Annotated in this window: 13 protein-coding genes; 2 read left to right on the plus strand and 11 right to left on the minus strand. The window is 66.9% G+C overall.

The features are described 5' to 3' along the window. Positions 1-42: 42 nt before the first annotated feature. Entirely contained in the window at positions 43-1737 is a 1695-nt protein-coding gene (locus tag P3L18_RS17585; protein ID WP_276114801.1) for an FAD-dependent oxidoreductase, read from the minus strand. Between the two features lie 98 nt (positions 1738-1835). Here P3L18_RS17585 and P3L18_RS17590 point away from each other — a divergent pair, with 98 nt between their 5' ends. Further along, positions 1836-2714 carry an acyl-ACP thioesterase domain-containing protein gene (locus P3L18_RS17590; RefSeq protein WP_079929016.1) on the plus strand — a complete coding sequence of 293 codons (879 nt, stop codon included), beginning with the start codon at positions 1836-1838 and terminating at the stop codon, positions 2712-2714. Here P3L18_RS17590 and P3L18_RS17595 read toward each other — a convergent pair. The 5 genes from P3L18_RS17595 to P3L18_RS17615 form a co-directional block, all read right to left on the minus strand. Next, positions 2698-3270: a DUF3558 domain-containing protein gene (locus P3L18_RS17595; RefSeq protein ID WP_020170368.1), complete on the minus strand. Its 573-nt coding sequence runs from the start codon at positions 3268-3270 to the stop codon at positions 2698-2700. The genes P3L18_RS17590 and P3L18_RS17595 overlap by 17 nt on opposite strands. Continuing rightward, the gene (locus tag P3L18_RS17600) at positions 3267-4172 is read right to left on the minus strand and encodes a DUF3558 family protein (protein WP_276114802.1); all 906 of its coding nucleotides are present in this window, start codon (positions 4170-4172) and stop codon (positions 3267-3269) included. The genes P3L18_RS17595 and P3L18_RS17600 overlap by 4 nt, the downstream gene beginning before the upstream one ends. A gap of 56 nt (positions 4173-4228) precedes the next feature. Beyond that, entirely contained in the window at positions 4229-4423 is a 195-nt protein-coding gene (locus tag P3L18_RS17605; protein WP_079929013.1) for a hypothetical protein, read from the minus strand. A 103-nt stretch (positions 4424-4526) separates the two neighbouring features. Then, positions 4527-6116, minus strand: coding sequence for a hypothetical protein (locus P3L18_RS17610; protein ID WP_276114803.1), 1590 nt, complete (start codon positions 6114-6116; stop codon positions 4527-4529). Between the two features lie 49 nt (positions 6117-6165). Continuing rightward, positions 6166-6324, minus strand: a complete 159-nt coding sequence (locus P3L18_RS17615) for a hypothetical protein (protein ID WP_276114827.1) — start codon at positions 6322-6324, stop codon at positions 6166-6168. Between the two features lie 48 nt (positions 6325-6372). On the opposite strand from P3L18_RS17615, the gene P3L18_RS17620 reads away from it, so the two are divergent. Next, complete coding sequence (locus P3L18_RS17620; protein ID WP_079929032.1) at positions 6373-6969, plus strand: TetR/AcrR family transcriptional regulator; 597 nt, start codon at positions 6373-6375, stop codon at positions 6967-6969. A gap of 203 nt (positions 6970-7172) precedes the next feature. Here P3L18_RS17620 and atzF read toward each other — a convergent pair whose 3' ends face one another. The 5 genes from atzF to P3L18_RS17645 are packed head-to-tail and all read right to left on the minus strand — an operon-like array spanning position 7173 to position 14036. Then, positions 7173-8834 carry an allophanate hydrolase gene (atzF, locus tag P3L18_RS17625; protein WP_276114804.1) on the minus strand — a complete coding sequence of 554 codons (1662 nt, stop codon included), beginning with the start codon at positions 8832-8834 and terminating at the stop codon, positions 7173-7175. Further along, on the minus strand, positions 8831-10816 hold the full coding sequence (locus tag P3L18_RS17630) for a 5-oxoprolinase/urea amidolyase family protein (protein WP_276114805.1): 1986 nt from the start codon (positions 10814-10816) through the stop codon (positions 8831-8833). Before P3L18_RS17630 ends, atzF begins: the two co-directional genes overlap by 4 nt. Further along, positions 10813-11484, minus strand: a complete 672-nt coding sequence (locus P3L18_RS17635; RefSeq protein WP_006368420.1) for an urea amidolyase associated protein UAAP2 — start codon at positions 11482-11484, stop codon at positions 10813-10815. The genes P3L18_RS17630 and P3L18_RS17635 overlap by 4 nt, the downstream gene beginning before the upstream one ends. Positions 11485-11538: 54 nt before the next feature. After that, the gene (locus P3L18_RS17640; RefSeq protein ID WP_276114806.1) at positions 11539-12375 is read right to left on the minus strand and encodes an urea amidolyase associated protein UAAP1; all 837 of its coding nucleotides are present in this window, start codon (positions 12373-12375) and stop codon (positions 11539-11541) included. Next, positions 12372-14036 carry an amino acid permease gene (locus tag P3L18_RS17645; protein ID WP_276114807.1) on the minus strand — a complete coding sequence of 555 codons (1665 nt, stop codon included), beginning with the start codon at positions 14034-14036 and terminating at the stop codon, positions 12372-12374. The genes P3L18_RS17640 and P3L18_RS17645 overlap by 4 nt, the downstream gene beginning before the upstream one ends. Positions 14037-14208 lie beyond the last annotated feature (172 nt).

Raw genomic sequence — 14208 nt, forward strand, 5'->3', positions numbered from 1 at the left:
GATTGCCGGCGAGGCGCCCACCGGTCGGCGGGCACCAGGACCTCAGGCCGGTTCGGCCTCGGCGGCTTTTTCCAATTCACGGATATCGACAAGCTTCACACGCCGGCGGCCTGTGGTCTTGCCGGCACCGCGTTCGGCCAGGTCGATGCGTTTCCACCCGGCCAGATCGATGCGATGCGCTCCGCGGTCGGCGACCAGGTCGGCGACGTCGTCCCGCGACGCCGTCGGCTCGGGCAGGGTGCCGGCGACGAAGTCGGCGATGACCGACTCGGCGGTCTCCTGACCGCACAGGCGGTTGCGGCCGATCCCTCCCGTCGCCCCGCGCTTGATCCACCCGGCGACGTAGAGGCCGGGGATCACCTCACCGTCGACGCCCGCGGTCACCCGGCCCGCGGTGTTGGGGACGACGCCGTGGCCTTCGTCGAAGGGCAGGTCGGTGATCGGTACGCCGCGGTATCCGATCGCCCGCAGCACCAGTCCGGCGTCGATGTCGAAGTGGTCCTCGGTGGGGGTGATGGCGACGCTGGCACCGGTGGCGTCGGCGTATACGTTGCGCACGCAGGTCACCGACTGCACGCCGCGGGTTGCCTCGTCACCGGAACCGTTGATCGACAGCGGTGACGCCATGAACCGGAAGACGATGCGACGGTTGCCGGGGGTTGTCGGACGCTCGGAGAACTCGCGGGCCAGCCGGATCTTGGTGGCGATCGTCGAATCCAGCGTCCCGTCGTCGAGTGCCTCCTGCGTGGCCGAGTCGAGGAGCAGCTCCTCGGGATCGACGATGACGTCGACCCCGTCGACGTCGCCGAGCGCGAGGAATTCGCTGTTGGTGTAGGCGGCCTGGGCGACGCCACGCCGTCCGAGCAGCACCACCTCGGTGATCTGCGAGTCCCGTAGGGCGGCGAGTGCGTGGTCGGCGATGTCGGTACGGGCCAGGTCGTCGGGGTCGGTGACGAGGATGCGCGCGACGTCGAGCGCGACGTTGCCGTTGCCGACGACCACCGCGCGCTGCGCCGAGAGGTCCACGGCGAGATCCGCGTAGTCAGGGTGACCGTTGTACCAGGCGACGAACTCGGTGGCGGGCAAGGAGTTCGGCAGGTCCTCGCCGTCGATGCCCAGACGCCGATCGGTCGGTGCACCGACGGCGTAGATGACCGCGTGGTAGCGCTGGGCGAGTTCGTCGTGGCTGATGTGTTTGCCGACCTCGACGTCAAGGTGATAGGTGAAGTTCTTCTTGGCCGCGGTCGAGGCGAAGCCCGATTCGACGCCCTTGGTGGCGGCGTGGTCGGGGGCCACCCCCGCACGCACCAGGCCGTAGGGCGTGGGCAGCCGGTCGAACATGTCGACCGCGATCTGGGGTCGACGGACGAGGTCCTCGGCGGCGTAGAACGCGGCGGGCCCGGCGCCGACGATCGCGACGTGCAGCGGTCCGTCCGGGAGTTGCGGCGCCTTCTTCGGCGGCACGAGACCGCCCTCGACGTCGTGGTCGTTGTAGTAGTCGGCGTTGATCTGCAGGTAGGGCTCGTCCTTCTCCTCGAGCTGATCGTCGGGAATGATGGCCTCGACGGGGCACTCGTCAATGCAGGCGCCGCAGTCGATGCAGGTCTCCGGATCGATGAACAGCATCTCGGCGGTGAAGAACTCGGGCTCGTCCGGCGTCGGGTGGATGCAGTTCACCGGACACACGGCCACGCACGAAGCGTCGTTGCAACACGGTCGAGTGATCACATGCGCCATCTGGGGTTTCCCTGCTTCTCTCCATCTAGAACGTGTTCTAGTTTAGCGGTTCACTGTATCTTAACTCTGACACAGCGGACGAGACACGAGGACTTCGAGTGAGCACAGCCGCCCGGCCCGACGCATCCGGACAGGTCCCAGGCGATCCCGCCACGACGACCCCACTCCCCGATCGTAAGACCGGAGCGCGGTACTTCGAGGCCGGGTATCGGGTCCGCACCGGCGACGTGGACCAACAGATGCGGGTACGGCTCGACGCCGTCGCGCGCTACCTACAGGACGTCGCCAACGACAACATCGAGGCCACCGACTTCGGCGACACCGATCCGTTCTGGATCGTGCGTCGCACCATCATCGATGTCATCGTCCCGTTCTCCTGGCCCGCGTCGATCACCGCGCAGCGCTGGTGCGGTGCCCTGTCCACCCGGTGGACCAACATGCGGGTGCGTCTGACCGCCGACCACGAGACGAATCGCTTCAATCCCGATCCCCGCCCGGCCGGTCTCATCGAGACCGAGGCGTTCTGGATCAACGTCAACGATCTCGGGATGCCGTCACGACTGTCGGACAATGCCTTCGAGATGCTCTCGTCGATGACCGACGAACACCGCCTGCGGTGGAAGTCGATGAATCCCGAGACCGCGCCCGCCGCGGAGATGCTCGATGTGCCCGACCGTCCACATGTGTTGCGCAGCACGGATTTCGATCCGTTCAAGCACCTCAACAACGCCGCCTACCTCGAGGCGATCGAGGACGAGCTCGGCGAGCACCCCGATCTCATCGACGGTCCGCACCGGGTGGTCATCGAATATCTGCGCCCGATCGTGCCGGGCACGCCGATCACACTGCGCCGCATACGCGAACCCAACCAGCTACTGGTGTGGATGATGGTGCCCGCAGACGACGACAGCCCGGACGGATTACGGGTCGCAGCAACGGTGTCGGTGACGCGCGCAGCGTTCACTGACCGCCGCTGAGCACCAGTTCCATCAGTTTCGTCGGCGCGGCGCACGGGTCCGCAGCGGCCGAGCCGCCCACCGGCTCGACCCAGAACGAGTAGATGCCCCGACTCGGCGCCCGCGTGGTCACCCCGCAGACCGCGGGGCGGCGCGGATCGGTCGAGGTGAAGGCGGCCTGACTGGCGACCTTGACGTTGTTGGTGGTGTAGCCGAGCTTCTTCGCGGTGTCCTTCTCGACGTTGACGGTGCCCCATTCGAACCAGTTGAAGGTCACGTACGCCGCCACCGGGCCGTCGACGTACCACCGGCAGTTCGCCCCGAAGAAGATGGCCTCGGCGCCCGTACCGCCGACCGCCTTGGCGATTTGGTCGGTGCGCAGGATCTGGCATTCGAGGGTGAGCTGATCGTATTGATCGGTGTCGACATTGCCGGACTGGTCTCCGCCCTGGGAGTTGGCCTGCTGCACCGACAACGGCGTTCCGTCCACCGATCGGGAGCATCCGGCGGCGACGACGGCCACCACCGTCACGATCAGCAGGACCAGCACGGCGCGAAGTCGGTTGCGGCGCCTCATTTCGCACGCTCGATCGACATCGTCGACAGTTGACGTGCGGCGGTGCAGATCGCGTCGGGGTCGGTCGGCGTGGTGCCGGCGACGCCGGTTCCGGAGCTGACTGACCATTCGAAGAAGTCCGCGCCGAACTGGATTCCGATCTCACAGATGCCCGGGTCGGAGGCGATGAAACCCTTGTGCCCGTTGATGTCGATGTCCTTGGTCGATTCCCGGGAGAGTTGCTCGGTGGCCCGCTCACGGCCGATGGGCGAGCCCCGGTACCAGTTGAACGAGGCCACCGCGCCGGTGCGACTGGGGCCCGAACTCCATTCGCACACAGACGGATTGTCGACGACGAGGGACAGGCCGCCGAAGTTGGTGATCTTGCCGACCTCGTCGGTGGTGACGCCCCCACACTCCCCGAAGTACGGTCCACCGCCGGCCGGCCCCGGTGCCTCCGGGGTGTTGCGGGTCGGCGCGGAGGAGTCGTCGGAGTCCGACGAACACGCACCCAGGAGGACGAGGAGCACCGCGAGTGCCGCGGCCAGCCCGAGAAAGCCTGCGCCACCGCGGAATTTGTCGAGATCGCGCCGCTCTCGTTTGGTGGGACGACCCGCTCCGCGATCCCGTCGCGGTTGGCTGGCCAGGATCTCGCGCGGCGGCGGTGGCGGGCTGTGGTCGATGTAGCACTCGGCCGCCGCCGGCGCCGACACCCGCTTGCTGATCAGCTTGGTGACCTCGACGATGCGTTCACGCCCGGCCAGGCGCACCTGCACGCGGTCGCCGACGGTGACCTGCTGGGCGGGTTTGGCGGTGACATCGTTGACGCGCACATGACCGCCGCGGCAGGCGGCACCGGCTGCCGATCGGGTCTTGGTCAGACGCACTGCCCAGATCCAGCTGTCGACGCGGGTGGACGCCACGATCAGCGCTCCCGTCGGGGACTGCGCACGATCTCCCCCGCTGACATCGACCAGGCCTACTTCTGCCGGGTCAGCAGGTAGTAGCCACCACCGATCGCCGCGACGGCGAAGACGATGGCCAGCCATTCGATGCCAAACACCCAGAGCAGCACGAAGATCGCGATGGCCGGGGACACGGCGACCAGACTCATCATCGGATGCTGCCGCACCACCTGACCGACGGCTTTGCTCTTGTTCGGATCGATGGCCATCACGTCGGAGTCTCCTTGTCGGCGAGTTGCCATCCACTGTAACGAACCGGGCGTGGTGCATCGGCGACATGCGCGGTGGTGCTCCCACCGACGAGGAGAACCCTCAGTTGGCCGGGCTGACCGCCGGGACGCCGCCGGAGCTCTGCGTGCCGCCGGAGTCGGTACCGGTGTCCGTGCCCGCCGACGAGGTCGGGGCCGCCGACGGCGCGCTGGTTCGCGTCTCCGACGAGGTGCTCGACTGTGACGACCGGCTGGTGCTCGACGACGAACTCGGCGTGGTTGTGCTGCTCGACGTCGTCGTGCTCGGTGTGGTGCTCGACGTCGTTGCGTTCGAGCTCGACGACGTGGTGCCGGTCTCGTCATCGGCGACGGCGCTCTGCGCGGCGCGTGAGGTGGTGGTCTTCGTCGCGGCCAACGTCCGGGCCGACGTCGTCGTCAGCGCAGGTGTGCTGCTCACATACGGCCCGAGCGGCGCCAGCCCGAACGGGAAGGTGATCTGCGGGATCGTGATGATCGGGATGATCTGGGAGGTGTCGAGATCACCGGTCACGATCTGCGGCAGCGCAAGCATGTTCGGGCGGGTTGCGCCGTTGACGGTCGCGGTCGGGTAGATCGTGATCGTCGACCCGAGCCAGTTCACGGTGATCGGCGCCGACAGTCCGTAGTCACTCGTCAGCGCCAGCAGCGAATCGCCGCCGAGGGACAGGCGGGTGAAGTCCTTGCTGAGGGTCGGTGTCTTGCCGGCGAAGATATCGGTGATCACCTTGCTGAAGACACCGGAAGGGTCGGTCAGCACCGCCGACGGGTCGGTCAGCGCGAACTGCACCTGCGGGACGGTCAGCGACTTGCCCGCTGCGTCCAACTGATTGAACCGGAAGTCAAAGGTACCCAACGCATTTGCGCATGCACCGACGCCCTCGGCATACGCAGCGGTGAGTCCGCCGTAGCAGCCGACGGTCTTGATGCCGGGGATCGTCAACCCGGTCGGCTTCGAGAGAATCACGATCGGGATGTCGTCGGTGGTCCACGCATTGGCGATACCGACGAGCGCGAACGCGTAAGCGGTTCGCCCGCCACTGGCGCCGGCTGTCGCAAGACTCACCGGTAGATACGAGATCGCCGTCGCCTTACCGCCGGTGGAGGCCATCGCGAACTGGAAACCGTCACCGATCACGGTGGCATTTCCGAGAGGGGTGGCGGCGTTGGGAAGGGAACTGTCGATACCGAACCAGCCAAGGATCGTCTTGATGGCCTGATCGTTGGCGATCGATTGAGCACCCTTGTAGATGGCATCCGGCGTGAGCTCGAACTGACCCGGCATCACGATGGCGATGCCCGTGCCCGTTGATCCCGAACAATCGGCGCCGCCACTCGAGGCGCCGGACCCACAGGCCTGAATGCGCCACTGCTCGAGCGCCGCCTGCGATCCCTTGTTGTTGATCAGCAATGCGACGACGTTCCCGATACCCGTCGCCGGATTGAGGGATTTCATCGCATTCAATCCGCTGATGATGTCTTGAGTGCTGGCCGCTCGTGCCTGCCCCTCCCCCATGCTCACACCGAGTCCGATGGCCAGCACCGACAGCAGCGCGACCACCGCAACCCCGAAGCGCCGGTGGCGTGGTGGCCGCGGGCTCGGCGGGGAAATACGTTCTGGGCGCGCGGTTTCGCGGCGGGTCAGCACATCGGCCATGGTGTCCAACTCCTGGTTCCTGAAGAGAAGCTGAGACAGTAAACCACGGCTAACCCTTGAGGTACATCAACATTCGTGGCATGGCGAGGAAGACGGCAAGCCACGCCCCGGGATGCCGAAGCCGCGGCATGCTCATGCCGATGAGGAACAGCGTCGTGCCCTCGGGCGGCGTCTTGTTGGTCATTCGTCGAGCCTCGCGTGCGGCCATGACGACTCCTCGTTTTGTAACGTTGTTACGAAACGATGTTATGGAACGATTGCGGGTATGGCAAGACCCAAGATCCACGACGATGAACTCCGCGCGCGTCTCGTCGACGAGGCCACCGCGATCGTCGAGACGGACGGTCTCGGGACGCTCTCGGTGCGATCGGTCGCGCGGGCGGCGTCGACGTCGACCACCGCGGTGTATTCACTCTTCGGCAGCAAGGACGATCTCACCCGAGCGGTGCTGGTACGCGCGCTGCGTGACTTCACCGCGGCGCAACGCGAGGCGGGTACCGAGGAGCCGATCGAGCATGTCACCGCACTCGGAACCGCTTACGTCAGCTGGGCTTTGGTCAACCCACGACTCTACGAGCTGATGTTCGGCCTGAGCGCACTCGGTATCGAGGCGACCGAGGAGACCATCACGGCCGGCGCCGACGCCTTCGCTCCACTGCACGAGGCGGTGGCCGCGGCCATCGACTCGGGCGCGTTCCGGCCGGTCGATCCGACGACGGTCACCGCGTCGTTGTGGGCGCAGGTACACGGCGCGTCACTACTTCTCCTCGCCGGTTTGTTTCCCGACGGCGCCGACCCCGTCCTCGCCATCTCGGCCATCGTCGACGGGTGGCGTGCGGGCGCGATCGGGTGACTTTTGATGGGCGCCGGGCACCGGATAACCATCGGCACAAAGGGTCTCGAGGCCTCGACCATCGGACAGAAGCCGCCGCCACCCGCAATGACGGGTCGTTTCCTCATCGATGGTCGAGGTGCGAGGCGCGTGCGCCGAGCCTCGAGACCGCTTGCTACGGTGCTGTTTCCGGGAACAAGAGGTCTCGACCATCGTTGGGAACGTCACCACCGATCCCGACCGAGCCTCTCCCCCTCGGCTCCCGCGTCGGCCGCGCAGCCGAATCCGACGACCCATCGACCGTCGGACAGCTCGACCCGACCCAGCATCATCGGTTCAGGTAGGGCGGCGAGGAACTCGCCGAGGGCGGAGGGCGAGAGGACCCATCGCTCTCCGTGAATCGGTTTGCCGCACTCCGGGTCTCGGATGAGACCCGGTTTGGGAGGTACGGTGTCGAGCTTCACCAGCCGATAGTTCGATGCGGTGCGTACCTCCCCCGCCCACCGGGCACCACGCCCGGACAACTCGTGGGTCAGCGGACCGCCCCGCATGTGCGCCCCGAAAACCGCCAATTCCACTCCGGCGGTATGCGATTCCGGCCACGCCGCACGCGGCACGCGGTCACCACAGTACCGGCGGGCGAGATCCATGATCGCCGCATCGTGATGCGCTTTGCCCAACAGCGTGATCCCGAATTGTGCTGTGCTGCCGTCAGGCTCGGTGACCGTACCGGCGGGCACGGCGACCGCGCACAGGTCGAGGAGGTTGCAGAAATTGGTGTAGGTGCCCATCCTCGAGTTGACGCCGATCGGATCAGCGGCCACCTCGTCGATCCGGGGGTGGAGCGGTGCCGTCGGCACCATCAGCGCGTCGGAGTCACCCCACTCGCGCATCGCCCGCTCGCGCAGCTCGGCCAATCGCCGGTGTGCCCGCAGCAGGTCGACGGCGCTGAACCGACCGGCACCGGTGATGATCGCGGCGACCGTCGGATCGACGCCCGCAGCCACCGGATCGGCGAGTCCGGTGAGGAATTCACCCACCGCGTCGTATCGCTGGGCGACGAGTGCGTCGTCGTAGAGCAGCGTGGCGGCGGCGAGGAAAGCCGACAGATCGATAGTCTTCACCCGGAAGCCGGAGTCCTCGGCGCGTGTGACCGCTTCGGCGAAGGCTGCCCGCCACGCGGAGTCGAGTTCGGGAAGTTGTTCCGGGACGGCGAGTACCGGTGTCTCGGGGGCGGCGAAGGCGACGTGTCCGTCGAAAGGTCGGGGGCCGCGCGCGTCGGCCATGGCCGCCATGGCACGGTCGGCGGTGTCGAGGTCAGCAGCAAAGATCGTGACGACGTCATGATCGGCGCAGGCCGGCACCACACCGGTCGTGGACACCACCCCGAGGGTCGGCTTGACCCCGACGATGCCCTGGAGCGCCGCGGGAACCCGGCCCGAGCCGGCTGTGTCCGTGCCGATGGCGATGTCGGCGAAACCCAACGCCACCGCGACCGCCGACCCGGAACTCGACCCACCGGAGATCCGGTCGGGCCGACGCGAATCCCGCACCGCCCCATGAGGACTGCGCGTGCCGACCAGTCCGGTCGCGAACTGGTCGAGGTTGGTCTTGCCGATCACGACCGCGCCCGCCGCGCGCAAGTCGGCGACCGCCGGGGCATCGGTGTCGGGGGTATAGGCGTAACCGGGACACGCCGCGGTCGTCGGCACACCGGCGACGTCGACGTTGTCCTTGACCGCCAATACCGTTCCGGCCAGCGGCCCGGCCGCGGCGAGCGACTCCGCGTACTCGGCGGCGACCTGCGATTGCGGGCGCAGCGTGATGAAGACCTCCGGCCGGTCGGCCTCGGCGATACGTGCGTAGAGATCGTCGATGCGTGTCATGCGGCGAATTCCCCTCCCTGCGACCAACGTTCGCGTTCCTCGGCGCGGGCACTCTCCATTGCTCCGCGGGTGGCGTCGATCTCGTCGGCGTGCGCGTCGAGGAATTGTTGGTGTGCCGACAACGAGAACATACCGTCGGTGATGCGGACGGAGTCGCCGCGGCCCGCGGCGACGTCGGCGCGCATGTCGAGGAGTTCCTCGGCGCTCACCGGATACCAGCGGATGCGGTCGAAGAAGCGCAGCAACCACGGGTGCTCCGGATCGAACCCGGGTGTGGTCTGCGGGTGTCGGTGATTCCACACCTGGGTGGTGCGGCCGACGAACTGGTATCCCCCGGGGCCCTCCATCCCATAGATGCAGAGGTAGGCACCACCGATGCCGACGGCGTTCTCCGGGGTCCAGGTACGCGCCGGATTGTATTTGGTGGTCACCAGCCGATGACGCGGGTCCAGCGGAACCGCCACGGGTGCACCGAGATACACGTCGCCCAGGCCGAGTACGAGGTACTCGGCGTCGAAGACGATGCGGTGGACGTCGTCGACCGAGTCGAGCCCGTTCATCCGTCGGATGAACTCGATGTTCCACGGGCACCACGGCGCATCCGACCGCACGCCGAGCATGTACCGCTCGATGGCCTCGCGGGTCGCCGGATCGTCCCACGACAGCGGCAGATCCACCACCCGACTCGGAACAACGAGGTCGTCGGCGGACGGGAGCTGTGCCTCGCATTCGCTCAGCCACTGCAACATCGAGGTCTGTGACCAGACGTCCGGGTCGGCCTTGACCTGCAGCGAACGAATGCCCGGGGTGAGGTCGATGAGCCCACGCGGCTGTTCGGCGGCGATACGTTCACTCAGCGCATGCACGCGTGCTCGCAGCTCCAGATCCAGTCGCATGTCCCCGTATTCGACGAGGATGTTGTCGTCGCCGCTGCGCCGGTAGGTCACCTCGGTGGTGCCGTCGGCGGTGGTCGTGCGCCCGAGGATGCCGTGGTCGGCGTCGCCGCCGGTGGACAGCACGTGCGGGAAACTCGCGCGGCGGTCGCGGCCCAGCGTCGACGGAGACGCCGCCGCCCTCGAGCGCACCGCCACGAAGCGCACCGTGTCGCCGGGCTTGAGTTGCCCGAGCTTCCATCGTTCGGCGGCGACAACGGTGACCGGGCAGACGAACCCGCCCAGCGACGGGCCGTCGGGCCCGAGCAGGATCGGGGTGTCCCCGGTGAAGTCCAGTGCGCCCACCGAATACGCGTTGTCGTGGATGTTGGACGGGTGCAGGCCGGCTTCGCCGCCGTCACTGCGCGCCCACCGCGGTTGGGGACCGATCAGACGGATGCCCGTGCGGTCGGAATTGAAATGCACCTCGTAGCCGGTCGACATCAGGTCGTCGATGTCGGCGGCGGTGAAGAACTCCGGCGCCGAGTGCGGACCGACGGTCACCGCGAGTTCCCACGAATTGGTCAGCGCCGGGATCTCGTCGGTGAGAATCCGGGTGATCGGACCCGATCCGGCGGGCCCGATCGGGAGGGTATCGCCGTCGGCGAGGGTCCGTCCGTCCTTGCCTCCGAATCGTCCCATGGTGAAGGTGGATCGACTGCCGAGATACTCCTCGACGTCGATGCCGCCGGCAACTGCGACGTACACGCGCAAACCGACCGCCCCGACGGTCCCGATGTCGAGGACCTGGCCGGCCTGAAGATGCAGTGGAACCCATTGTGCAGCAGGTGTTCCGTCGATGGAGATACTCGCCGGTGCACCGGTGACGGCGACGACGGTGGGTTCGTCGAAGCGCAGTCGGGGGCCGGCCATCGTGGCTTCGAGGCCTGCAGCCGAGTCGGGGTTGCCGACCGCTTGATTGGCAAGCCGGAACGACAGATCGTCCATCGGCCCCGACGGCGGCACCCCGACCTTCCAGTAGCCGGCGCGACCGGGCCAGTCCTGGACGGTCGTGAACGGTCCGGCACGCAGGATCTCGCACGCGGTCATCGGGTCACCACCACACGCACCGCGGTCGGGTCGAAACCGTTGCACGGGTTGTTGATCTGTGGGCAGTTGCTGACCAACACGAGGGTGTCGACCTCTGCGCGCAACGCCAACCGACGTCCCGGCGCCGAGAGGCCGTCGACGATGCCGAGTGATCCGTCGGGGTCGACGGGCACGTTCATGAAGAAGTTGATGTTGCCGACGAGGTCGCGTTTGCCCAGACCGTGCCGTGCACCGCCGATCAGGAAGTTCTCCACGCACGCGTGCTGGTGTTTGGTGTGGTGTCCGTAGCGCAGGGTGTTGGATTCCTGCGAGCAGGCGCCGCCGAGGGTGTCGTGATTGCCGACCTCGTCGGCGACGATGGTCATCATCGGTGCCGATTCCTGGTCCCGGATCACCGTTCCGGTGGTCAGGAAGATGTTGCCCTGCTCGGCGATCGTCGCCTGTGCGCTGTAGCGGATCGTGTGATCGTGGGCGCCGTAGAAGAGGGTATCGACAGCCTGGTTGCCGTGCAGATCGACGATGGTGAGAACGTCACCGGCGGTGACGATTCCCGACCAGGGACCGCGTTCGCCGACGATCTCGTCGAGGATCACCTCGCCGGGAACGAGGGCGATCTCATCGGCAGATGCCGTCGTCGGGTCGAGGGTCGGATCGAGTGTGGTGGTCATGGTTGTCCCTGTGGGTGTGATCGGGGTGAGTGTGGTCGCGGGTGGGTGTCGAGGTCAGAAATGGGTTGCGCGGTGGGCGTCTTCGCTGTTGGCGACGGCCCGTTGATATTCGGGGTCGCGGCGCTCGGCGTCGGCGAGAAGTGCGTCGAGGTCGGCGGTTGCGCGCCAGGCCAGTACCTCGAGGGAGCCGACCTCGAAATCGGCCGCAGGGTCGAGAGGGTGAGCGGTGTTGGCGAGAGCAACGATGCACGGGAGATGAAAGATCAGCTCCACCGCCGTATCAGCACCCGCCGACCCGGTGGAACGCAACGAACCGTCGGCGCCGACGGTGACACCGTGGAAAAACGACAACGACGGTGCCACGTCGGTTGGCGTCAACCCGTTCTTCGCGGCAGCCAACACGAGCATCTCGCGTCCGGCAGGACTGCCCGAATGGGGGCTCCCGGCACCATATTTGGCGATGTTTCCGGCGAGCGTCGAGGTGCCGCAGAGCGCATCGTGATGGCGGCTGTCGTCGGCGACGACGGTCGCCAGCACCCGCCCCTGGTCACTGAGCAGCGGGTGCCCGGTGGTGAGGTAGGCCTGCCAGGGCACCTTGACGGTGTCGGCGACGTTGAGACGTTCATGGGGGGCGTCGGCACGCCATACCAGCAGGTGCGCACAGGCGGTTCCGGTGATGTCGCGCAGGCGAAGTCGGGTTCCCCGGGCGAGCACCTTGGTGGTGTAACGACCACCCGGGACGGTCTCGGCCCAGGTGAGGTCGGCGGCCTCGACGCCGGCGGGCGGGTGCGGCCATCCGGTGGAGGGCACCACCGGCATCGAGTCGGTGAGGGTTGTGGCCTGGGCCCGGGCGTGCGCGCGAGCGCCGGCGGTGGTGGCGGTGGCATTCATGATGAGAGTCCTTGGGATCGAACAGGTGTGGTGGTTCGGGGGGGGATCGACACGGGAGTCAGTCGACGGTGGCGATGTCGCTGGTCTGGCGGCTGGTTGCGGCCCGTGCCAATGGGCGTGACCGGCTTGGGATGCTCTTTTCCCCTGGGATGGCAGACGATTCCGACGAGCACCGTGATCGCGATCGAGATCGGGCCGGCCCAACGCAGTATCGGCATATCGCCTGCGGGGTCGAAGATCTCGGTGCGCGGCCAGGCGAGGTTCACGACCATCAGCGCCCCGTAGATCACCGCCCCCAGATTCACCACGAAGCCGAATCGCCCGAGTCCGAACAGTTTCTTGCCCTCGGCGTCGACCTCGACGGTCCCCTTCGGCCAGCCCTGCAGCCGTCGGTACAGCATCGGTCCGGTGACCGCGAGGTAGGCCAGGTAGATCAGGATGATGCAGACACTCGCGAGGGTCGCGAAGATCGCCGGGTTGCCGACGTTGACCAGCAGGGTCGCGACGCAGAGCAGCCCGATCAGGATGGACGGCGCGATGGGGGTTCCGGTGCGGGCGTTGACATGTGCCAGTCGCGCGGAGAAGGGCAACCGGCCGTCGCGGGCCATCGAGAACATCAACCGCGAACACGCGGTCTGGATGGCCAGGGTGCAGATGAAGATCGCCACCGCGACGTCGCACAGCAGGACCTTGCCCCAGAAACCACCGAGCACCGAATCCAGCACGTACGGAAGGCCTCCGGTCGCGAGGTCGTCACCGAGTGTCGGAGCGGCCATCAACGCGCCGAGCAGCATCAGGCCACCACCGATCGCCGAGACGGTCAGCGCCATCCGGATGGTACGCGGTGCGACCCGACGGGGGTTGCGGGTCTCCTCGGCGAGCTCACCAGCCGACCCGAAGCCGACCATCACGTACGCGGCCATCAGACCCGAGACGATGAACGCCCAGATGTAGCCGGGTTGTTGTCCGGGTAGTCCGGTGTCGAAGACGACGTCGGGGCCGCGCTTGGCGTGGGTGAACAGTGCCAGCACCACTGCGGTGACGCCGACGAGCTCACAGGTCACGCCGATGTTGTTGACGCGGCTCATCCACCGCACCCCGACGCAGTTGATCGCGGTGACGGCCACGAGCAGTACCGAACCGAGCAGGACCGCATTCGCCGCACCGGAGGTGCTGGTGAGCGTCGGGTCGTCCCCGATGATCTGAAAACCGGTCCAGACGGCGGGCAGGACGACCTGCAGGGCGATCGCCGCCGCGGCCGCGGTGACGATCTGCGCGATCATCATGAACCACCCCCCGAACCAGCCGACGACTTCTCCGCCCATTCGGCGCGACCACTGGTAGATCGCACCCGAGATCGGGTAGCGCGCGGCGATCTCCGCGAAGCACAACGCCACCAGGAACTGGCCGCCGTAGACGATGGGCCAGGTCCAGAAGAAAGCCGGTCCGCCGAATCCGAAACCGAGACCGAACAATTGGAAGATGGTCGTCAGGATCGAGACGAACGAAAAGCCGGCCGCGAACGAGGCGAACTTACCGAGCGAGCGGTGCAGTTGCTGGTCGTAGCCGAGGTCGAGGAGGTCGTCGGTGTCACCCCCGCCCGACGACGGTGAGGCGGGAGTCGGGGTGGGCTCCGGGGATGAATGAGCGGTCATGGTCATGGCGATGTCCTTCGGTAGGGCTCCCCGTCGAGCACTGTATCTGTCAGTTGATAGATAACCGTCGATCTATTTCTGTCGAGTGATAGATATGTTGCGGGCCGGGAAACCCCTGTGACAGCCGTGTTACGCACCGTTGCGTTAGGCTGATTCTGTCGCGAAACCGACCAGCATG

Source organism: Gordonia sp. N1V (assembly GCF_029269935.1).
GTDB lineage: Bacteria > Actinomycetota > Actinomycetes > Mycobacteriales > Mycobacteriaceae > Gordonia > Gordonia polyisoprenivorans.